General features: G+C 74.6%; 17 protein-coding genes. 9 read left to right on the top strand and 8 right to left on the bottom strand.

The window, feature by feature from the left end; genetic code table 11:
* Positions 1 to 48: 48 nt before the first annotated feature.
* The 3 genes from rnc (at position 49) to ACSNN7_RS18215 (ending at position 4,143) form a co-directional block, all read left to right on the top strand.
* Positions 49 to 861, top strand: a complete 813-nt coding sequence (gene rnc / locus ACSNN7_RS18225; protein WP_436682012.1) for a ribonuclease III — start codon at positions 49 to 51, stop codon at positions 859 to 861.
* Positions 854 to 1,711 carry a bifunctional DNA-formamidopyrimidine glycosylase/DNA-(apurinic or apyrimidinic site) lyase gene (mutM, locus tag ACSNN7_RS18220; protein ID WP_436682011.1) on the top strand — a complete coding sequence of 286 codons (858 nt, stop codon included), beginning with the start codon at positions 854 to 856 and terminating at the stop codon, positions 1,709 to 1,711. Before rnc ends, mutM begins: the two co-directional genes overlap by 8 nt.
* Positions 1,712 to 1,923: 212 nt before the next feature.
* Positions 1,924 to 4,143 carry an MMPL family transporter gene (locus ACSNN7_RS18215; protein WP_436682010.1) on the top strand — a complete coding sequence of 740 codons (2,220 nt, stop codon included), beginning with the start codon at positions 1,924 to 1,926 and terminating at the stop codon, positions 4,141 to 4,143.
* Between the two features lie 46 nt (positions 4,144 to 4,189).
* Here ACSNN7_RS18215 and ACSNN7_RS18210 read toward each other — a convergent pair whose 3' ends face one another.
* The gene (locus ACSNN7_RS18210; RefSeq protein ID WP_436682009.1) at positions 4,190 to 5,080 is read right to left on the bottom strand and encodes an endo alpha-1,4 polygalactosaminidase; all 891 of its coding nucleotides are present in this window, start codon (positions 5,078 to 5,080) and stop codon (positions 4,190 to 4,192) included.
* 136 nt (positions 5,081 to 5,216) lie between these two features.
* Positions 5,217 to 6,398 carry a CAP domain-containing protein gene (locus ACSNN7_RS18205; protein ID WP_436682008.1) on the bottom strand — a complete coding sequence of 394 codons (1,182 nt, stop codon included), beginning with the start codon at positions 6,396 to 6,398 and terminating at the stop codon, positions 5,217 to 5,219.
* A 357-nt stretch (positions 6,399 to 6,755) separates the two neighbouring features.
* Here ACSNN7_RS18205 and ACSNN7_RS18200 point away from each other — a divergent pair, with 357 nt between their 5' ends.
* The 3 genes from ACSNN7_RS18200 to ACSNN7_RS18190 all read left to right on the top strand — a co-directional run bounded on the left by ACSNN7_RS18200 (position 6,756) and on the right by ACSNN7_RS18190 (position 11,458).
* A complete protein-coding gene (locus ACSNN7_RS18200; RefSeq protein WP_030487463.1) occupies positions 6,756 to 6,950 on the top strand; it encodes a hypothetical protein in 195 nt (64 codons plus the stop codon).
* A gap of 276 nt (positions 6,951 to 7,226) precedes the next feature.
* Complete coding sequence (smc, locus tag ACSNN7_RS18195) at positions 7,227 to 10,838, top strand: chromosome segregation protein SMC (protein WP_436682007.1); 3,612 nt, start codon at positions 7,227 to 7,229, stop codon at positions 10,836 to 10,838.
* A complete protein-coding gene (locus ACSNN7_RS18190; protein WP_436682006.1) occupies positions 10,838 to 11,458 on the top strand; it encodes an HAD family hydrolase in 621 nt (206 codons plus the stop codon). The genes smc and ACSNN7_RS18190 overlap by 1 nt, the downstream gene beginning before the upstream one ends.
* 70 nt (positions 11,459 to 11,528) lie before the next feature.
* Here ACSNN7_RS18190 and ACSNN7_RS18185 read toward each other — a convergent pair whose 3' ends face one another.
* Entirely contained in the window at positions 11,529 to 12,479 is a 951-nt protein-coding gene (locus ACSNN7_RS18185; protein ID WP_436682005.1) for an SMP-30/gluconolactonase/LRE family protein, read from the bottom strand.
* A 78-nt stretch (positions 12,480 to 12,557) separates the two neighbouring features.
* Between ACSNN7_RS18185 and ACSNN7_RS18180 the strand changes: the two genes are divergently transcribed.
* A complete protein-coding gene (locus ACSNN7_RS18180) occupies positions 12,558 to 13,532 on the top strand; it encodes a winged helix-turn-helix domain-containing protein (RefSeq protein WP_436682004.1) in 975 nt (324 codons plus the stop codon).
* Positions 13,533 to 13,543: 11 nt separating this feature from the next.
* On the opposite strand, the gene ACSNN7_RS18175 is transcribed toward ACSNN7_RS18180, so the two are convergent.
* The 5 genes from ACSNN7_RS18175 to ACSNN7_RS18155 all read right to left on the bottom strand — a co-directional run bounded on the left by ACSNN7_RS18175 (position 13,544) and on the right by ACSNN7_RS18155 (position 18,910).
* Positions 13,544 to 14,074 (bottom strand): DinB family protein, encoded by a 531-nt coding sequence (locus tag ACSNN7_RS18175; protein ID WP_436682003.1) that lies wholly within the window; start codon positions 14,072 to 14,074, stop codon positions 13,544 to 13,546.
* 58 nt (positions 14,075 to 14,132) lie between these two features.
* Positions 14,133 to 16,427 carry a tetratricopeptide repeat protein gene (locus ACSNN7_RS18170; RefSeq protein WP_436682002.1) on the bottom strand — a complete coding sequence of 765 codons (2,295 nt, stop codon included), beginning with the start codon at positions 16,425 to 16,427 and terminating at the stop codon, positions 14,133 to 14,135.
* A 148-nt stretch (positions 16,428 to 16,575) separates the two neighbouring features.
* On the bottom strand, positions 16,576 to 16,725 hold the full coding sequence (locus ACSNN7_RS18165) for a universal stress protein (protein ID WP_436682001.1): 150 nt from the start codon (positions 16,723 to 16,725) through the stop codon (positions 16,576 to 16,578).
* Between the two features lie 10 nt (positions 16,726 to 16,735).
* The gene (locus tag ACSNN7_RS18160; RefSeq protein WP_436682000.1) at positions 16,736 to 17,173 is read right to left on the bottom strand and encodes a MarR family winged helix-turn-helix transcriptional regulator; all 438 of its coding nucleotides are present in this window, start codon (positions 17,171 to 17,173) and stop codon (positions 16,736 to 16,738) included.
* Positions 17,174 to 17,197: 24 nt separating this feature from the next.
* The gene (locus tag ACSNN7_RS18155; RefSeq protein WP_436681999.1) at positions 17,198 to 18,910 is read right to left on the bottom strand and encodes an alkaline phosphatase D family protein; all 1,713 of its coding nucleotides are present in this window, start codon (positions 18,908 to 18,910) and stop codon (positions 17,198 to 17,200) included.
* A 152-nt stretch (positions 18,911 to 19,062) separates the two neighbouring features.
* Between ACSNN7_RS18155 and ftsY the strand changes: the two genes are divergently transcribed.
* Together ftsY and ACSNN7_RS18145 are read left to right on the top strand one after the other, a co-directional pair.
* Positions 19,063 to 20,241 (top strand): signal recognition particle-docking protein FtsY, encoded by a 1,179-nt coding sequence (ftsY, locus tag ACSNN7_RS18150; RefSeq protein WP_436681998.1) that lies wholly within the window; start codon positions 19,063 to 19,065, stop codon positions 20,239 to 20,241.
* 7 nt (positions 20,242 to 20,248) lie between these two features.
* Entirely contained in the window at positions 20,249 to 21,112 is an 864-nt protein-coding gene (locus ACSNN7_RS18145) for an aminoglycoside phosphotransferase family protein (RefSeq protein WP_210777886.1), read from the top strand.
* The last annotated feature ends 67 nt before the right edge of the window (positions 21,113 to 21,179 follow it).

The following is a 21,179-nucleotide window of genomic DNA, read 5'->3' as shown; positions in this document are numbered from 1 at the left end:
GAGAACGGGGTTCGCGCCCCCGGCAGTTCCGAACGAAGAGGTAGGCCCATGACGAACGACAAGCGGCGGCGTGCTCCCCTCGATCACCTCGAGGCGGCGTTCGGTGTGACGCTCGACCCCGAGCTGCTGGAGCGGGCGCTGACCCACCGCTCGTACGCCTACGAGAACGGCGGCCTGCCCACCAACGAACGGCTGGAGTTCCTCGGCGACTCGGTGCTCGGGGTGGTGATCACCACCGCGCTCTTCCGCAACCACCCGGACCTGCCCGAGGGGCAGCTCGCCAAGCTGCGGGCCAGCGTGGTGAACATGCGCGCCCTGGCCGACGTGGCCCGGGCCCTGGGGCCGCAGGGCCTCGGCGCGTACCTGCTGCTGGGCAAGGGCGAGGAGAGCACCGGCGGCCGGGACAAGGCGAGCATCCTCGCCGACACGCTGGAGGCGCTGCTCGGCGCGATCTACCTCCAGTACGGCCTGGAGACCGCCGCGATCGTGATCCACCGGCTCTTCGACCCGCTGATGGCGGAGTCGGCCGGCCGGGGCGCCGCGCTGGACTGGAAGACCAGCCTCCAGGAGCTCACCGCCGCGTTGGGGCTGGGCGTCCCGGAGTACCGGATCGAGGGCACCGGCCCGGACCACCTCAAGACCTTCACCGCCTGGGTGGTGGTGGCCGGCAACCGCTACGGCGGGGCCGAGGGGCGCAGCAAGAAGGAGGCCGAGCAGCGGGCGGCCGAGGCGGCCTGGCGGGAGCTGACCGCGCAGGCCGAGAAGGAGCAGGCCGAGCGGGCGGCGGCCGAGGCGGGGGCGGAGACCGATCCGGCCGGGGCGGAGACCGACCCGGCCGAGGCGGGGCTGGGCCGTGCCTGAGCTGCCCGAGGTCGAGACGGTCCGGCAGGGCCTGGCCCAGTGGGTCACCGGCCGCCGGATCACCTCGGTGGAGGTACGCCACCCGCGTGCCGTCCGGCGGCACGTCCCGGGCCCGGCCCACTTCGCCGACGTGCTGGCCGGTCGCACGGTCACCGACGTGCGCCGGCGCGGCAAGTACCTCTGGCTGCCGCTGGACAGCGGTGACGCCCTGATCGGTCACCTGGGGATGTCCGGCCAGCTGCTGCTGCAGCCGGCCGGCGCGGCCGACGAACTGCACCTGCGGGTCCGGTTCCGGTTCGCCGACGACGGTCCGGAGCTGCGCTTCGTCGACCAGCGCACCTTCGGTGGCCTCTCGGTCAGCGAGGGCGGCGCCGAGCTGCCCACGGAGATCGCGCACATCGCCCGGGACCCGATGGACGAGGAGTTCTCCGACGCCGGGTTCGTCGCGGCGCTGCGGCGGCGGCGTACCGAGGTGAAGCGGGCGCTGCTGGACCAGACGCTGATCTCCGGGGTGGGCAACATCTACGCCGACGAGGCGCTGTGGCGGGCCAAGCTGCACGGCGCCCGCCCGACCGACGCGCTCACCGCGCCGGCGGCCACCCGGCTGCTCGGCCACGTGCGGGACGTGCTCGGCGAGGCGATCAAGCAGGGCGGCACCAGCTTCGACGAGCTGTACGTCGACGTCAACGGCGAGAGCGGCTACTTCGACCGGTCGCTCAACGCGTACGGGCGGGAGGGTGAGCCCTGCCGGCGGTGCGGTACGCCGATCCGCCGCGAGTCGTTCATGAACCGGTCGTCGTACAGCTGCCCGCGCTGCCAGCCGCGGCCCCGGGGCGCCCTGAAGGGGTGACCCCGAGCCGGCTCGGGGTTGCGCCGGTGTGCCACCCCCGGGCGTGCCGGAGATCGGCCTGGTTTGTCCGGCTGTCCACTCCGCTCACCCGCACGGCCGGGCTGTGCCGCCTCCGGGACGAGCCGGGGCCGATCCCCGATGTCCGCGCCCGCCGGTTTCCCTAGCGTCGACACCGTCGGCAGCGGGCCGACGCGTGGAGGGGGGCCCGGGAGATGGGCAGGAGACCGGTGACGGTGCGGTTGGCGCGGTGGAGCGCCGAACATCCGTGGCGCGCGATCGCGCTCTGGGTGGTCTTCGTGGCGGTGTGCTTCGCGGGGGGCAGCGCCGCCGGGCTGAAGGAGGCCACCGACGCCGACATGGCGATCGGCGAGGCGGGCCGCGCGGACATCATCGTCACCGAGGGCAACTTCGACGACCCGGCGGTCGAGAACATCCTCATCACCCCGCGTACCGGGGCCCTGGACCCGGCGGCGGCGAAGGCCGCGGCGGCCGACGCGACCGCGCGGCTGCGCCAGGTGACCGGGGTCGCCTCGGTCGGCGCGCCGGTGCCGTCGCGGGACGGCGCCGCCCTGCTGGTGCCGGTCACCATGGCCGGTGACCCGGACGACGCGGCCGACCGGGTGCAGCCGCTGCGCGACGCCACCGCCGAGGTCCAGGCCGCGCACCCGCAGCTGCGCGTCGAGGAGGTCGGCGGGCCGTCGATCAACCAGGCGCTGGACGAGACCCTGGGCAAGGACTTCAAGCGGGCCGAGCTGCTCAGCCTGCCGGTCACCCTGGCCATCCTCATCGTCGCGTTTGGCGCGCTGATCGCCGCCGGCGTGCCGGTGCTGCTGGCGCTCTCCTCGGTGGCCGCCGCGATGGGCCTGTCCACGCTCGCCTCCCACCTGGTGCCGGCCACCGACACCACCGCCAGCGTGATCCTGCTGATCGGCATGGCCGTCGGCGTCGACTACTCGCTCTTCTACGTGCGGCGGGAACGGGAGGAACGGGCCAAGGGGCGCTCCGGGCTCGACGCGGTGGAGATCGCGGCGGAGACCTCCGGGCACGCCGTGGTGGTCTCCGGCTTCGCCGTGATCATCTCGATGGCCGGGCTGCTGCTCGCCAACGACGCGGTCTTCTCCTCCCTCGCGGTCGGCTCGATCCTGGTGGTCGCGGTCGCGGTCACCGGCTCGCTGACCGTGCTGCCGGCGTTGCTGGCCAAGCTCGGCCGCTGGGTCGACCGACCCCGGGTGCCGCTGCTCTGGCGGCTCACCGCACCGCGTACCGGGCCGGACGGCCGGGAGGCGAAGCCGCGCTTCTGGCCGGCCGTGCTGCGCCCCGCGCTGCGCGCGCCGCTGGCGACCCTGGTCGTCTCGGTGGGGCTGCTGCTCGCGCTCGCCGCGCCCGCGCTGGGCATGAAGCTGAAGTTCCCCGGCATGGAGGACCTGCCCCGGACCACGCCGGCCATGCAGGCGTACGACCGGCTCACCGCCGCCTTCCCCAGCACCGGCACCAGCCACCAGGTGGCCGTACGGGCACCGGCCGACCAGGCCGACCGGGTGCGCGCCGCGCTGACCGACCTCGCCGGGCGGGCCGCCGCCGACCCGCTCTTCGCGCCGGCCGAGGGGGACGGCCCGAAGATCGAGGTGTCGGCCGACCGGCGGGTGTCGGTGCTGGAGGTGGCCACCCCGTACGCCAGCCGGGACGACGAGGCGGCCCGTTCGCTGCGTACGCTCCGCGACGACCTGCTGCCGACGGCGATGCGCGGCATTCCCGACGTGACGTACGCGGTCGGCGGTGGGGTGGCCGCCAGCGAGGACTACGCCCGGCACGTGCAGGAGAAGCTGCCGATCGTGATGGCCTTCGTGCTGGCGCTGACCTTCGCGGTGATGGTGCTGACGTTCCGCTCGGTGGTGGTCGCGGCCACCTCGATCGTGCTCAACCTGCTTTCCGCCGGCGCCGCGTACGGCCTGCTGGTGCTGGTCTTCCAGGGCAGCTGGGCCGAGGGGCTGCTCGGCTTCACCTCGATGGGGGCGATCGTCTCCTGGCTGCCGCTCTTCCTCTTCGTGGTGCTCTTCGGGCTCTCCATGGACTACCACGTCTTCGTGGTCAGCCGGATCCGTGAGGGGATCCGGGCCGGGATGTCGAACGCCGACGCGGTGGCGTACGGGATCACCTCGTCGGCGGGCGTGGTGACCAGCGCGGCGGTCGTCATGGTCGGGGTGTTCGGCATCTTCGCCTCGCTCAGCACGATCGACATGAAGCAGCTCGGCATCGGGCTGGCCGCCGCGATCCTGCTGGACGCCACGATCATCCGGGCGGTGGTGCTGCCGTCGCTGATGACGCTGCTCGGCGACGCCAACTGGTGGGCCCCGCGGTTCCTGCGGGAGAAGCCGGCCGCTCCGCCGGCCGACCCGCCCGCCCCGGCCCCGGAGCTGGTCGGCGCCCGCTGACTCCGCTCCCGTTGAGGCCCCGGCGTAAGCCGGGGCTTCAACGGCGTCAGGGGAGCCGGCAGGGGTCGCGCCAGGCGTCCAGGGACCGGTTCTTGCGGATGGAGGCGAAGCCGTACCCGAGCGTGGTCACGCAGAACGTGGCGGTGTGCCCGGTGTACTCGACGTGGAAGACCGGCTTGTCCGCGTCGGCGAAGGGCAGCAGCTTGGCGCAGACCTTCAGCCGGACGCACTCCTCGACGACGGCGAAGTCGAAGTCGGGCGCGAGCGCGGCGACCTGACCCACGTCGTTCATCAGCCCGGGGGAGAGGTCGAGCCTGCGGGCCAGCACGGCCAGCCGCCGGTTGAACGCCAGCTGGTCGTCGAAGGTGAGCGGGAAGTCGGAGCGGTGCGCGTACCCGTCGGCGTCGGCGAGCGCCACCGCGCCGAACCCCTTGCCCCGGCAGAGCCGGAACCGGTCGGCCAGCACCGGCTCCAGCACGTCCCACCGGCGTACGTCGAGCCAGCGGCGTTGCGGCGCCCGGTCGGTGGGGGCGCCCCGGAGCGCGGCCGGGAAACGGGTGGCGTCCGGGTCGGTGCCGGCGTACGACCCGACGTGCACCTGGCAGACCAGCCGGCGGTCCCGCCGGCGCAGCGCGGTGGTCTCCTCGGCGGTGGTGCGTACCGGGTCGAGCAGGAAGACGTCGGCGGCGACGTTGGTGTCGACCGGCCCGTCGAGCTGCCACTGCCACTGCCACCGGTGCGCGTACTCCGCCGGCCACTGCGTCGGCGCGCCCGGCGGGACCAGTGGGCGGTGGCAGGCGTACACCGGGCTGAGCAGGGTGAGCGCGACGGCGGCCGGCAGGGCCCGGCGGAGCCCGCGCCGCCTGGGCGGTCGCCGGCGCACGGCGGCCGGCGGCGGCCCGCTGCGCCGCGCGGACGCTGGCAGACGGATCCGCATGGGCAGCTCCCGGGTCGTCGGGCGGCCCCGCGCCACCCACGCGCCGTGCCGTCGGGCGCGGCGCACCTCACCCGGTCAAACGAAACGCCCCCGCCGACGACGCGGTCGCGTCGTGGACGGGGGCGCCCGCTACGCCTCAGCGCGGTGCGGCGAAGACCTGGGTCCAGTACGGGCCGTTGCTGCTGGCCACGCCGACGCCGATCTCGGTGAACGCGCAGTTGAGGATGTTCTCCCGGTGCCCCTGGCTGTTCATCCACGCCCGCATGACCTCGGCCGGGGTCTTCTGGTTCCAGGCGACGTTCTCGCCGTAGGTGCGCCAGCTGTAGCCGACCCGCTCGATCCGGTCACCGGCGTCGCTGCCGTCGCTGCCGGTGTGCGACATGTTCCGGTGGTCGGCCTGGTCCTGGCTGTGCCGCTGGGCGGCGGTCATCAGCTTGTCGTCGATGCTCAGCTTCCCGCAGCCGGCCTTGGCCCGCTCGGCGTTGACCAGGTCGACGACCTCCCGCGCCTGGCTGCTGACGCCCGGGCTGACGGAGTTCGGGGCGCCCGTCGACGCGCTGCCGGTGCGGTTGGCGCTCTGCCGGGACGCGGCGGTGGTCCGCTTCGGCGCGGGCGTCGGCTTGACCGTCCGGCTCGGCGACGGGGTCGGGCGGGCGGCGGTCGGGGAGGCCGTCGGGGAGGCGCCGGCGGTGCCCGCCAGCGCGTCCGCCGGGGCCCCGGCGTCGGGCACCAGTGGGGCGGCGGCGATGGTGTCGTCGACCGAGGCCGGGTCGGTCGCACCGCTGTCGTCACCGCCGGCCAGCGCCAGCGCGCCCACGCCGAGGCTCACCACCAGCGTGGCCGCCGCGGCGGCGCCGCCGAGGACCAGCGGGCGCGGGAAACGACCGCGCTGCCGGTGCCGGCCGTGCCCCTCGGCGGGCGCGTCCGTCTCCACGGCCCGCAGGCCGCCGGTGCTGTGCCGCCAGTCGGCGGGCGGGTCCGCGTCCACGGCCCGCAGGCCGCCGGTGGTGTGCCGCCAGTCGGCTGGGGGCGCGAAGGGGTGCGCCGTCGGGTCGGGCCGACCGGCCGGCGGGGCGGTCGGGGCCGGGTCGGGCCCGGCGTAGGGCCGCTCGTCCCGGCTGCTCCGCCACTGCGCGGTCGGGGCGTCCGCCGGGGCGTCGCCCGGCAGCTCCGGCTGGTCGCCGAAGAGGTACGCCGAGCGCGGCTCGGGACGGTCGGTCAGCCAGGCCGGTGGCTCGTCGGTCGGCGGTTGCGGGCGCCGAGAAGCGCCGTCCGGGTCGATCGGGTCGGTCCAGCCGTACACGCCTGTCGCCTCCACGGGGTCGGTTGTGGGCCGCGCTGACGCTACGGGTGGGCCCTGAACTGCGGCAACGTGGCTAAGGAAGAGTTAAGGCGATGTCGGCTCACGTAGTGACCGTACGCACATTTCCCGGCGTACAGTTAGGGAGTCCGGACAGAGCGTGTCCGAGCCTTGCGGCCCCCGGCGAGTGGACAGGGTAGACGTGGAGATGATCTACGGCCTGCGAGAACTTGACGAAGAGGGGGGTGGCGGCTCAATATATAGGTGTCGCCAGTCGCGCCCAGTCATGCCCGGATTATGCCGGGGTGGCAGTCGCGGACAGTAATTGGGCGCGCGTTGGCCGGCCTTTCCGGCAGCGCATATCAAGGAGTCAGCATGGCGAAAGCCCTCTACGGCCACGTAGGTGCAGCGCCCGACCGGCGTCTGCTCGACGAGGTCACCCGTCTGCGGTCCAGGGTCCAGGCACTGGAATTCGAGATCACGCGGCTGCGTGCCGACAATGATCGGCTCGCTGCGGCCGCCGCGGAGGCCGACGACCTCCTCCGGCTGGCCGAGCCGGCCCTCACCTGATCGACGGGATCCGGAAAAACTGAATCGCACCACCGCGAAAACGCGCGCCGACACTTATGTGCCGGCGCGCAGCTCTGTCTTCCGCGGTTTTCCGCCCGCAATTTCACGATCTTGTACGGGTCGCCCCCGCCATTGTCCGGCCGGAACCGCACCTCCCGCCGCCCGAGGTGGGGCGGGTCGCGTGCCGACGGGCCGTCGCCGAGGGGTTAGTCTGCCTGTTCACCAGGCTCGCGCAGCCGGCGACGGTACGGCGGCCACCGGACGAGGATCGAGAAGGTGCATCTCAAGAGCCTGACGGTGAAGGGGTTCAAGTCCTTCGCCTCCGCGACGACGCTCAAGCTGGAGCCCGGGATCACCTGCGTGGTGGGCCCGAACGGCTCCGGCAAGTCCAACGTCGTCGACGCCATCGCCTGGGTGCTGGGCGAGCAGGGCGCCAAGGCGCTGCGCGGCGGCAAGATGGAGGACGTCATCTTCGCCGGCACCGCCGGGCGGGCGCCGCTGGGGCGGGCCGAGGTCACCCTCACCATCGACAACACCGACGGCGCCCTGCCGATCGAGTACACCGAGGTCTCCATCACCCGCCGGATGTTCCGCTCCGGCGAGAGCGAGTACGAGATCAACGGCGACTCCTGCCGCCTGCTCGACATCCAGGAACTGCTCTCGGACTCCGGCATCGGCCGGGAGATGCACATCATCGTCGGTCAGGGCCGGCTCGACGGCATGCTGCACGCCAAACCGGAGGACCGGCGGGCGTTCATCGAGGAGGCGGCCGGCGTCCTCAAGCACCGCAAGCGCAAGGAGAAGGCGCTGCGGAAGCTCGACGCCATGCAGGTGAACCTCAACCGCCTGACCGACCTCACCGCCGAGCTGCGCCGCCAGCTCAAGCCGCTGGGCCGGCAGGCCGAGGTGGCCCGGCGGGCCGCCGCCATCCAGGCCAACCTGCGCGACGCCCGGCTGCGGCTGCTCGCCGACGACCTGGCCACCCTGCGCACCACCCTGGACCGGGAGATCGCCGACGAGACCGCGCTGCGCGAGCGGCGCGAGCAGGTCGAGGCCGAGCACGGCGAGGTGCAGTCCCGCCTGGGCGAGCTGGAGGCGGCCCTGGCCGAGGACGCGCCGCTGCTCGCCGCCGCCCAGGACACCTGGTACAAGCTCTCCGCCCTGCAGGAACGGTTCCGCTCCATCGAGCAGCTCGCCCGGGAACGACTGCGCCACCTCAGCGCCACCTCCGACGACGAGCGGCCCGGCCGCGACCCGGAGCAGCTGGAGGCCGAGTCGCAGCGGGTGCGCGAGCAGGAGGAGGAACTGCGCGCGGCGCTCACCGACGACCAGATCCGGCTGGCCGAGGCGGTGGAGCACCGGCAGGAGCTGGAACGGCAGCTCGCCGCCGCCGAGCGGGAACTGGTCGCCGCCGCCAAGGCGATCGCCGACCGCCGCGAGGGCCTGGCCCGGCTCACCGGGCAGGTGAACTCGGCCCGGGCCCGCACCACCAGCGCCGGCGAGGAGATCGAGCGGCTCGCCGCCGCCCACGCCGACGCGCTGGCCCGCGCCGACAAGGCCCAGGCGGACCTGGACGCGGTGGCCGAGCAGTCCACCGAGGCGGACCGGGACAACGCCGAACTCGACGAGCGGCACGCCGAGGCGGTCGCCGTGCATGAGCGGGCCCAGGCGGCCGTGCGGTCCCTGGTCGACGCCGAGCGGGCCGCCGAAAAGGACGCCGCCACCTGGAAGGCCCGCGAGGAGGCGCTCGCCCTGGGCCTGCGGCGCAAGGACGGCGCCGGCGCGCTGCTGGCCCGCGCGAGCGAGGTGCCCGGCCTGCTGGGCAGCCTGGCCGGCCTGCTCACCGTCGCCCCCGGCCACGAGGCGGCCCTCGCCGCCGCGCTCGGCGGTCTCGCCGACGCGGTCGCGGTCAGCGGGGTGGACGAGGCCGTCGAGGCGATGCGGCTGCTCAAGATCTCCGACGCCGGGCGGGCCGGGCTGCTGGTCGGCAGCCCCGCCGGCCCCGGCATGGACGGCCCGGCCGACGCCCTGCGCCCGAAGCTGCCGGACACCGCCCGCTGGGCGCCCGACCTGGTCGAGTGCGCCGCCGAGATCCGCCCGGCCGTGCACCGGGCGCTGCGCGACGTGGTGCTCGTCGACGACCTCGCCGCCGCGGCCGACCTGGTCGCCGGCAACCCGGAGCTGCGCGCGGTCACCCCGGACGGCGACGTGGTCGGGGCGTACGCGGCGGCCGGCGGGTCGGCCAAGGCACCCAGCTACATCGAGGTGCAGGCCGCCGTCGAGGAGGCCCGCACCAACCGGGCCACCGCCGAGCGGACCAGCACCGAACTGCGCGGGCAGCTCGTCGACGCCCGAGCCGAGGTGGCCGCCGCCAAGGAGGCCGTGCAGCACGCCGCCGCCGCCAAGCGGGAGGCGGAGAGCCACCGCAACGCCGCCGCCCGCCGCCTCGCCGAGCTGGGCGCCGCCGCCCGCTCCGCGAAGGCGGAGACCGACCGGCTCGGCGAGTCCCGCGCCCGCGCCGAGGCGGCCCGCGAACGGGACCTGCTCGCCCTGGCCGAGCTGGAGGAGCGGCTGCGGCTGGCCGAGGACACCCCGATCGACGCCGAACCCTCCACCGAGGAGCGCGACCAGCTCGCCGCGATGGTGCCCCGGGCCCGGCAGAACGAGATGGAGGTCCGGCTCGCGGTGCGTACCGCCGAGGAGCGGGTCTCCTCGATCGCCGGACGGGCCGACTCGCTGGCCCGGCAGGCCACCGCCGAGCGGGCGGCGCGCGAACGCGCCGCGGCCCGGCGGGCGGCGCGGACCCGCGGCGCGGCCATCGCCCGGGCCGTGGTGGGCGGCGCGCGCGAGGCGCTCACCCGGCTCACCGCCTCGATCGCCGCGGCCGAGGAGCACCGCGACGCGGTGGCGCGCGAACGCGCCGCCCGCGAGGCCGAGCTCCAGGAGGTACGCGGCGCGGCCAAGCGCCTCGGCGCGGAGCTGGACCGGCTGACCAGCCAGGTGCACCGCGACGAGGTGGCCCGCGCAGAGCAGCGGCTGCGCATCGAGCAGCTGGAGGCGAAGGCGGCCGAGGACTTCGGTCTGGACGTGGAGACCCTGGTCGCCGAGTACGGCCCCGCCCAGCTCGTCCCGCCCACCCAGGTGGACGTAGCGGCGGCCGAACGCGACGGCCTGCCGGTGCCCGAGCCGGTCCGCTACGAGCGGCCGGTGCAGGAGAAGCGGGCCGCCAAGGCGGAACGGGAGCTGGCCCTGCTCGGCAAGGTCAACCCGCTCGCTCTGGAGGAGTTCGCCGCGCTGGAGGAGCGCTTCAAGTTCCTCTCCGAGCAGCTGGAGGACCTCAAGGCCACCCGGCGGGACCTGCTCACCGTGGTCAAGGACGTCGACGACCGGATCCTGGAGGTCTTCGCCAGCGCGTTCGCCGACACCGCCCGGGAGTTCGAGCAGGTCTTCACCGTGCTCTTCCCCGGCGGCGAGGGCCGGCTGATCCTCACCGACCCGGAGGACCTGCTCACCACCGGCGTCGAGGTGGAGGCCCGCCCGCCGGGCAAGAAGATCAAGCGGTTGTCGCTGCTCTCCGGCGGCGAGCGGTCGCTGACCGCGGTGGCCATGCTGGTGGCGATCTTCCGCGCCCGGCCCAGCCCGTTCTACATCATGGACGAGGTGGAGGCGGCGCTCGACGACGTGAACCTCGGCAGACTGATCACGCTGCTGGCACAGTTGCGGGAGAAGAGTCAGCTGATCGTCATCACGCACCAGAAGCGGACGATGGAGATCGCCGACGCGCTCTACGGCGTGACCATGCGCAGCGGGGTCACGCAGGTGATCAGCCAACGGCTCAACCGGGCCGACGAGGACGAGCGGCCTGGCCGCGGCGAGGAGAACGGGTAGTGGCTCGGGAACGCGCGACGGCGCTCCTGCTGGACTTCGACGGCGTACTGCGCCGCTGGGACCCGGCGGTGGCCGCCGGTGTCGAGCGCGAGTACGGCCTCTCCGAGGGCGTGCTCGGCGAGATCGCCATGCAGTGGGGCCGGCTCCAACCGGTGCTGACCGGCCGGGTCAGCCACGCCGAGTGGGTGACCAGCGTGGTGGACGCGCTCAGCGAGTCGGTGGGCAGCCCCGAGCGGGCCCGCGCCGCGGTGGAGCAGTGGCAGCGCTACCGGGGCGAGGTCGACCCGGACGTGCTGGCGTTCGTCCGGGAGGTCCGCGCGGCGGGCGTCCCGGTCGGCCTGGCCACCAACGCCACCGACCTGCTTGACGCCGACCTCGCCGCGCTCGGCCTGGTCGGCGAGCTGGACGTGGTGGTCAACTCCTCGGTGATCGGCGTGCACAAGCCGGCCAAGGAATACTTCCAGGCGGCCTGCGGGGCGCTGGACACCCCGCCGGCGCGGGTGCTCTTCGTCGACGACGAGGACTGGGCGGTACGCGGCGCCCGCGCCGCCGGCCTGTCGGCGCACCGGTACGGCGGCCCGCCCGACCTGCGCTACCTGCGGGCGGCACTGGCGTCCTGAGGAGCTGCCGCCGAGGTGGCGGCCTCCCCGGCCGGGACGCCGCCACCTCGGCCTGGCCGATCACGGCCGGTCAGCAGAGCCCGGGCACCTCGGTCACCGTGAACGGCGGCGTCGGCGCGGCGGCGCTGAGCTGGCTGTTGACCCAGAGCAGCCGGTCGCCGTCCCGGGCGATCGTGGTCGGCGAGCGGTCCAGGCCGGCCGTGCCGGACTGCCGGACGACCCGCGCCGTCCGGCGCTCGGCGTCCAGCAGCGCCACGTTCACCGCGAAGCTCCAGCCGCCCGCGCCGTCGGGAAAGTTCACCACCCCGTAGAGGCGGTCGCCGTCGAGCAGCAGCCCGTCGGCGCCCAGCTGGCCGCCGGTCACCTCGACCACGGTGGCCGTGCGGGCGGCCAGGTCGACCCGCCAGAGCCGCTCGCTGCCCGGCTCGCCGGTGCCCTGGTCGGCGACGAGCGCGACCCGGCCGCCGTCGGTGACGACGATCCCGTTCAGGAATCCCGGCGCGGCCGGGAAGGCCGCCGCCGGAACCCACGGGACGAGTTCCCCGACCCGCCCGTCGGCCAGTTCCGCGCGCCACAGCCCACCGCCCGCCGAGTCGGTGAGGTAGACGGCGTCACCGGTCACCGCCAGGTCGTTGAGGGCCGCGCCGGTCGCCGCCCGGCGGGCCAGCAGCCGCCCGTCCGGGGCGTGCACGAAGAGGGTGCCGGTGTCCCAGCCGGCGACGAAGATCCGGCCGCGCCGGTCCAGGTGTACCCCGGCGGCCCGGGTACGCCCGTCCGCGCCGGCCGGTAGGAAGGGGCGCAGCTCCCGGTCGCGGACGTGGCCGCGGTAGACCGCGCCGTCGGTGACGCTGGTGACGTACATGGTGCCGTCGCCGGCGACGGCGATCCCCTCGGGCCGTACGCCCGGGTCCCGGGAGACGACGTACGCGGCGGGGCGTGGTGCGGCGGCGAGTGCCGGCGCGGGGACGGCGGTGGTCAGGACGGCGAGGCCGGCGGCGGTCGCGGCGAGGAGTTTCTTCATGGACGCAGCGTCCGGGCCCTGCCGCCCCGGGCTCGATCCCCTTTCAGGGCTGCCTGAAAGGCGGCTAGCGTGCCCGGCATGATGATCCTGCACCTGAACGCGACGGACCTCAGCCGCACCGTGCTGCGCTCCGCGCCCTCGGTGCTGCTGGAACTCGCCGCCGCCGGCCAGCGGCTCTTCGAGGCCACCGTCCCGGAGCACCTCACCGGCTGGCGGGCCCGCACCCGCGCCGCCGTGCGCCCGCAGCTGCGCCCGTACCTGGACCTGTGCCGGCTGTCCTGGTGGCTGCCGGACTTCCTCACCCCGCCGAGTTTCGGCACCGACCTGACGACGGCCCTCGACGAGGTCTGCGCCACCCCGGCGGCGCGGCTCGACGCCGAGCTGCGCCCCCGGATCGAGGCCGGTGACCTGCCGGCCCGCGTCGCGCCCCTCGCCGACGGAGACCCGGCCGCCCGGCAGCGGCTGCGGGCGGCGATGGTGGCGTTCCACGACGTCGCGGTGGCGCCGTACTGGGCGACGATCACGGCGGCGGTGCGGGTGGACCGGGCGGTGCGGGGCAGCACCATGGTGGACGCGGGCATCGACCGGGTGCTGCGCAACCTCCGCCCGTACCTCTACTGGAAGCCGAGCGGGGAGCGGTACGAGCTGTCGTACGAGTGCGGCTTCGCCACCGAGATCGGCCTGGCCCCGGCCGGCCGCGGCGTGACCCTGGTGCCGTCCTACCTCCTGGCGCGCCCGTGCGTCCTGGACGACCCGGCCGGCCCGATGGCCCTGGCCTATCCCATCCGGCCCGGTCAGCCGGAGCTGACCAGCGGCCGGCCCCTCGCCGACCTGCTGGGGCGGACCCGGGCCGCGGTGCTGGGCGCGATCGCCGACCGGCCCAGCACCTCGCAGGTCGCCCGGACGCTGGGCATCTCCGTCGCCTCGGCCAGCCAGCACGCCGCGACGCTGCGCCAGGCCGGGCTGATCACCACGCACCGGACCGGCCCCGCCGTGCTGCACACGCTCACCCCGCTCGGGGAGGACCTGCTGCGGGGTGGACGGGCGAGCTGACCGGCGCCCGGTCAGTCGCCGGTGACGCCGTCGATGCGCTCGCGGATCAGGTCGGCGTGGCCGTTGTGCCGGGCGTACTCCTCGATCATGTGCACGTAGACCCAGCGGACGCTGATCTCGTCGGCGCTGCCGTCGCGGCGCCGGCGCAGGAAGGTCTGGTCCAGCGACAGGTCGGCAGCGGCCTTGCGGGCGGCCTCGACCTCGGTGGCGAAGGTGGCGAAGTCGGCCTCGGCGTCGGCGTCGGCGACGGCGTTGAAGTCGGCGTCCGGGTCCTCGTCCGTGCCGTAGATGCCGGTGATGTCCTGCCCGGCGGCCCGGATCCGGAACCACCAGCGCTCCACGTCCGCCATGTGCCGCACCAGGCCGAGCAGGGTCAGCCCGGACGGCTCCACGCTCGGCGTCCTGAGCTGCTCGGCGGTCAGCCCCGCGCACTTGAGCAGCAGTGTCTGCCGGTGGTAGTCGAGCCAGCCCTCCAGCATGGTGCGCTCGTCGCCGACGTACGGTTCGTTGGTCCGGTTGATCTCCGGTGCTCTCCAGGTCATCCGGCCATCCTGGTCCTCGGGTACGACACCGGCGACCGGTTATTGCCGCCGGCTCACGCTAGCCGTCGGCGGTCCGCCTCGGCTTGCCCCGCCAGTACGCCAGGCTCTCGACCACCATGCCGGTCAGCGGGTGGTCCGGGCCCAACACCCGGAGGCAGTCGTCGACCAGTCCCGCCAGGGCGGCGGCCGCGCCGGCCGGGTCGCCGGCCTTGCCCCGCCACCAGGCGAGGTTGCGGCGGGCGTTGAGCGTCTGGGGGTGGTCGACGCCGAGCAACCGGATGTAGTCGTCCAGCAGCACCCGCGTCTCCGCGATCGCGGCGGTGTGCTCCCCGGCCGCGCCGAGCTGCCAGGCCAGCCCGTTGCGTGCGCTGAGCGTGGTCTTGTGTTCGAGTCCCAGCACCCGCTGGCAGTCGGCGAGCAGCGCGCGCAGGGCGGTGACCGCGCCGGCCCGGTCGCCCGCCTCGGCCCGCAACCATGCGAGGCTTCCCCGGGTGTTCAGCGTGTGCGGGTGTTCCGGGCCGTGCAGCCGGAGCCGGTCGGTGAGGAGCTGGGCGGTGGCCTCGACGGCTCCGGCGACGTCTCCCGCCTCACCCCGCCAGTAGGCGACGTTGTGTCGGGTGGTGAGGGTGAGCGGGTCGTCCGGGCCGACCACCCGCAGGCAGTCGGTGAGCAGCTCCGCGAAGGCGTCCGCGGCTCCGGCGGCGTCGCCGGTCCGGCCCTGCCAGAAGGCGCGTTGGTTGCGGAAGCGGAGGGTCTCAAGGTGGTCCGGCCCGTGCAGCCGGAGGCAATCGGCGACGACCTCGGCCAGGCCGTCGAAGGCGGCCCGGACGAGTCCGGACTCGCCGAGGCTCTCGTAGAGGCGGAAGAGCACCTCGTGGCAGCCGGCGCGCAGCAGCAGGTCGCCGACGTGGTCGCGCAGGGCCGCGGCGTTGGCCCGAAAGGCCTGACTGAGCGGGGGCTCCACCTCGGTCGCCGGCCAGAGGCGCAGCAGCGCGGCGGCGGCGACCCGGACGGCGGCGACCAGCTGGGCGTCGGTGAGCCGATCCCGGGTGGCCCGCTGCACCAGGGCATGCACCCGGAGGCTGCTGCCGTGCGGGTCGTGGGTGACCAGGCTGAGCCGGTGCAGGTTGTGCAGCGCCCGGGTCACGTCCTCGGCCTGCACCCGCGCGCCCTCTCCGACGGCCCGGGCCGTGGCGAGGTGGGCCAGCGCCGCCGGGGTGGCGAAGAGGCCGGTGGGTACCCCGTTCGGGTCCAGCAGCGCCGCCAGCTCCAGCAGCGGGCGGGCCAGGCCGACCGGCACGGCCGCGTCGGCGGCGTCGATCGAGAGCGACCAGGTCGCCGCCACCGTCGCCCGGTGGTCGTCGGGAAGGGCGTCCGGCTGCGGCACGAGGTCGTCGAGCCGGCGCCTGCGGTCGAGGAGCATCCGGCGGTACCCGGCGCAGTCCAGGCCTCGGTCCCGGATGAATGCGGCGGCCTGGGCGACGGCCAGCGGCAGGTGACCCAGATCGGCGGCGAGCTGCCCGGCCTCGGCGAGCCGGGCCGGGTCGGCGACGGCCCGGGTCAGATAGCCGACCGCCTCCTCGCCGGTGAAAAGCCCGACCTCGACCAGGGTGCGGTCCTCGGCGCCGAGGACGGCGTCTCGCCGCCTGGTGGTGACGATGGTGCGGCCGTTGCGGTTGGCCGGTGGCCACCAGCCGGCCGCGTCGGCCGGCACGTCGAGGTTGTCCAGCACCACCAGCCAGCGCCGGTCGGTCTGTTCGCACCAGGTCAGCAGTGCGGCAGCGGCCTGGTCCGGGTCGGCCGTCGGGTCGACCACCCGCAGTTCCCGGGCCGCCTGAGCGTACGCCGCGATGATCGCGTCCCGGCTGATCGCGGTGGCCCAGACCAGCAGGTCCAGTTCGCCGCTGTCGGCCAGCCGGCGGGCGAACTGAGCGGCGAGCTGGGTCTTGCCCACCCCGCCCATGCCGGAGAGCACCTGCGTCAGCACGGCGGTCCGGCCGGCGCGGGCGGCTCGGGCCAAGTCCAGCCGGGCACGCCGGTCCTGGAACCAGGACGCCGGTTGCGGGATCCGACCGACCCGTATCGTGCGGGTGCCGCCGGCCGGTGGGCGCTCGGCGGCGCGGGTGGTGCGCAGGGCCTGCACGGCGGCCACCGTGCCGACCAGGGAGAACACCGCGCTGACGATGCCGGCGATCCACCCGGCCTGTTCGGTGCCGGCCCAGCCGGGGCGGGGCGCGAGCGTGACGGGCGACCGCCGGAGCAGCAGGACGGCCGCGACAGCGGTCAGCAGGGCCAGGGCGAGCAGCACCACGACCCGCCGCCGCGGGGGACGGCGGCCGAAGATCTCACCCACCCCACCATCATCACTGGCCCGCGCACCCCGCCCCCTCGTCACTCCGGAGCGCATCGACCGCCTCACGGATCGTGAGCTGACCCGAACAGGTGACCCGCCGGCGGGTCGTCCGGCCACGGTGGTGGCTCACGGGTGCCGCCCGAGCGGGTTAGGGCACCACGACGACCGGCCGGCGGCCGGTGCGGACCAGCCGGGTGGCGACCGAGCCGACGAGACGACGTTCCGCCTGCTCCGACGCCTCGATCACCACCAGGTCCGCGCGGGTCTCGTCGGCCGCCGCGCACGGTTCGGCGTACACGTCCCCGCGGTCAGAAGGCCTCGTTGAAGCGGTGCAGCAGCCGGGCGAACTCCGCCACGTCCTGCCGCGGCCAGCTCTCCATCGTCCGGCGGATCTGTCCCAGCCGGGCCGCCCGCGCCGTGTCGAAGCGGCGGGTGCCCTCCTCGGTGAGGCTGATCAGCGACGCCCGCCGGTCCTCCGGGTCCGGGTCCCGGCGGACCAGGCCCAGCCCGGCCAGGCCGTGGATCTGCCGGCTGAGGGTGCCCTTGCCGATGCCCAGCCGTACGGCCAGGTCGGTGAGCCGGATCGACCCGGAGCGCCGGAGCCAGAGCAGTAGCCCGTACGCGTTCGGCTCCAGGTTCGGGTGCACCTCCCGGGCGATCTCCCAGGACAGCGCGCGACCCCGGCGCAGCAACGCGGTCAGTTCGTCCTCCACCGCGCGCAGGGTCTCCGGCAGATGCTCTTCCACGCAGCAGAGCGTACGGGGGCGGGCTCAGTCCGCCGGGGTGAGCCGCTGCCGGGCGACCTCGCGCAGGTGGCCGTCGCTGGTGGTGCCCTCGATCAGCACCTCGGCCCGGCGGCCGGTGTGCGCCAGCGTCGCCACCGCGTTGCCGAAGTACGGCCCGGCCAGCTTCCGCCACCGCACGCTCGGCCGGCGTACCCCGGCGGAGCGTGCCAGCGCCCGGGTGGCCGCGGCCGGCCCGGCGGACCAGCCCAGCTTCATCAGCGGCCGCATGCCGGCCGGCACCTGGTTGTGGATGGGGGAGCAGGTCAACTGGTGCACCGGGGTACGCACCGACCGGTCGTCGAACCGGGCCCGCGCCACGTACGAGTGGTGCACGTCGCCGCCGAGCACGCTGATCGAGGCCGGCGGGGCGTACGCGGGGCCGGCGCCGACCCGCTCGCCCGGGCTGCCCGGTGCGCCGCTGCCGAGCCGGGCGAAGAGCGCGCCGAGCGCGTCGAAGGAACGGCTGAACGCGGCCCAGTGCTCCAGGTCACAGGCGCGGCGAAGCCGCTCGGAGAGCCTCGCCACCCACGGCCGGCCCGAGTCCGCGAGCCGCTCGTTCCACGCCTCGACGTGGTGGATCCCCGGCGGCAGCAGCCAGGGCAGCGAGGCGCCGACCACCAGGTGGTCGTAGACGCCGTGCGCCCGGTCCAGGAACCAGGACCACTCGCCGGGCGGCAGCATGGACCGGTTGCCCGGCTGCAGCACCCGGCTGCACCGGTTGTCCAGCATGACCAGCCGGGTGCGCCCGAGGTCGAGGGCGTAGCTCCACTGGTACTGCACGGCGCGCCAGCGCTCGGTGTCGTGCGCCTCGTCGGCCTCGGCGTCCACCCGCTCGCCGAACTCGCGCAGCACGGCGGTGGCGTCCTCGGCGGCGACCACCTTGGCGTAGAGCGGATCCTCGGCGATCTCGTCCGGAGAGAGGTTGCCCAGGTGCTGGTAGACCCAGTACGAGGCGAGCCCGCTGCGGATCCGCTCGGCCCACCACGGCTGCGTGCGCATCTCCGCCCGCCACGACTCGGAGGTGTTCCAGTCGTCGATCACCTCGTGGTCGTCGAAGATCATCACGCTGGGCACGGTGGAGAACAGCCAGCGGATCTCCGGGTCGCGCCAGGACTCCAGGTAGAGCTTGGTGTACTCGTCGAAGCTGACCACCTGGTCGCTGGGGGCGTTCTTCGGCCGCCGGCGACGCCGCTTCAGCAGCCGCTTCACCGTGGGCGAGGTCACGTCGGCGTAGACCTGATCGCCGAGCAGCACCAGCAGGTCGGGCAGGTCGGCGCGGTCGGGGTCGGCCATCAGCCGCCGGGCGTACGCGTCGAGCGCGTCCGGGGGCAGCCGCCGGGTGGTGGCGTGCTGGGTGGTCTCCCGGCACGAGCCGAAGACCAGCCGCACCGGCTGGTCCAGGTCGTCCGCGGCCCGGGTACGGATCACGCTGGGCGGGAAGCCGTCGCGCGGCACCGGCCAGACGACCTCGCTGTCGAGCAGCACCTCGTAGCTGGTGGCGCTGTCCGGGGTGAGCCCCTCCACCACCACGAGCGCGTAGTGGTGGTCGTACGCGGAAAAGGTCGGCGCGGAGCCGACGGCCCCGTCGGCGGTGCGGACGGTGACCACGGCGGGCGCGCTGGTCTCGACCCAGACGGTGGCCCGCGTGCCGACCACCCGCCGCAGCAGGGGGCCGATGAGCAGGCATGGGGCGGGCATGGCGAGACCTCCGAGGTGAGCGGACTTCATCTTTACTACCCCGCCGGCGGTCGCACCACTGCTGGCTGTGGCCGAGCCTACCGCCGGGACGGGCCTACCCTCCGGGGTGCGGTCGATGAGACGCCGCCGCCGCCATCTGACAGGATTTCGGCATGACGGAATACCTCCTCATCGCGCTCGCTCTGCTCGCGGTGCTGATCCTCGGCGGCCTCAGCCTGGTGGTGCCCCGGCTGCGCCGGCGCCCCGAGCCGCCGCTGCCGGAGACCGAGGTCGACACCCGGGCCGAGGAGGACCTGGCCGGCCCGCCCGTCGAGGCGCCCGAGGCGGAACTCACCACCGGCATCCTGGTCGAGCCGCCGGTGGTGGCACCCCCGCTGGAGGTGCCCGAGCCGACCGCCGGCCGGCTGGTCCGGCTCCGTTCCCGGCTGTCCCGTTCCCAGAACGTCTTCGGCAAGAGCCTGCTCGGCCTGCTCAGCCGCGACCACCTCGACGAGGACGCCTGGGAGGAGATCGAGGACGCCCTGATCACCGCCGACGTCGGCATCGACGCCACCCGCGAGATCGTCGACCGGCTCCGCGAGCGGACCCGGGTGCTCGGCACCCGCTCGGCCACCGAGCTGCGCGCGCTGCTCGCCGCCGAACTGGTCAACGCCCTCGACCCCAGCCTGGACCGCTCGCTGCGCACCACCGGCAAGGAGGGGCTGCCGGCGGTGCTGCTGGTCGTCGGCGTCAACGGCGCGGGCAAGACCACCACCTGCGGCAAGATCGCCCGGGTGCTGATCGCCGACGGCCACAGCGTCACCCTCGGCGCGGCCGACACCTTCCGCGCCGCCGCCGCCGACCAGCTGGAGACGTGGGGTGGCCGGGTGGGCGCCGTCACCGTGCGCGGCGCGGAGGGCGCCGACCCGGCCAGCGTCGCCTTCGACGCCGTCCGCGAGGGCATCGAGGCCGGCACCGACACCGTCCTGATCGACACCGCCGGCCGCTTGCAGAACAAAATCGGCCTGATGGACGAGCTGGGCAAGGTCAAGCGGGTGGTGGAGAAGCACGGCCCGATCGACGAGACCCTGCTCGTGCTGGACGCCACCACCGGCCAGAACGGCCTGGAGCAGGCCCGGGTCTTCACCGAGGTGGTCAACGTGACCGGGGTGGTGCTCTCCAAGCTCGACGGCACCGCCAAGGGGGGCATCGTGATCGCCGTGCAGCGCAAGCTCGGCATCCCGGTCAAGCTGGTCGGCCTCGGCGAAGGGGCGGACGACCTGGCCCCGTTCGACCCGGCCCAGTTCGTCGACGCGCTGCTCGGCACCGAGCCGCTCGCCCGGGACGCGTAACCTCGCAGTGACGACTGACGATCGCGCGTTCGCCGGGTGGCGTGACCCTCGCCACGCGCCGCCGGCCCTGGGGAGACCGTACGTGACCTCGCAGGAGATCCCGCTGCACGGCGGGAACGTGAGCACCGTGGTCCGGGTCGGCGACACCGTCCGGCGCAACGCCGGGCCGTGGACGCCCTCGGTGCACGCCCTGCTGCGCCACCTGGAGTACGTCGGGTTCACCGGCGCCCCCCGCGCGCTCGGCATGGACGAGCGCAACCGGGAGGTCCTGTCGTACCTGGAGGGGGAGTGCGGGGAGTACCCGCTGGCCCCGCACTGGGTCACCGACGAGGCGCTGGTGACGGTGGCGACTATGTTGCGGATGTTCCACGACGCGCAGTACGGCTTCGCCCCGCCGCCCGGGGCGGTCTGGCGCTCGTTCGGCCCGCCCCCGCCGGACACCGAGGTCATCTGCCACCACGACGCCGCCCCGCACAACGTGATCTGGCGGCCCGACGGCACCCTCGGGCTGATCGACTTCGACCTCGCCTCGCCCGGCGCCCGGATCTACGACGTGGCGTACGCGGCCTGGACCTGGGTGCCGATCTTCTCCGACCGGGACTCGATCACCCTCGGCTGGAAGCGCCCGGACCGGCCGCGCCGGCTGCGGCTCTTCGCCGACGCGTACGGGCTGATCCCGCGCGACCGGCACCGGCTGATCCGGACCATCCGCAAGCGCATCGTCGACCACGTGGAGGGGATCCGCCGGATGGCGGCGGCCGGCGAACCGGCGTTCGTCCGGATCGTGCACAAGGGCCACCTGCGGCGCCCGATGCGCGACCTGCGGCTGCTCGACTACGAGCGGCACGCTCTGGAGTACGCCCTGCGCTGACTGTGAGGCTGGCCGGGTTGGCCCGTACGTGATGGGCTGATGGCTGGCAGCAGTAGACGTGACTCAT

It is taken from the genome of Micromonospora sp. URMC 105, assembly GCF_051386295.1.
GTDB lineage: Bacteria > Actinomycetota > Actinomycetes > Mycobacteriales > Micromonosporaceae > Micromonospora.
This window is presented reverse-complemented; position numbering and strand designations above follow the sequence as displayed.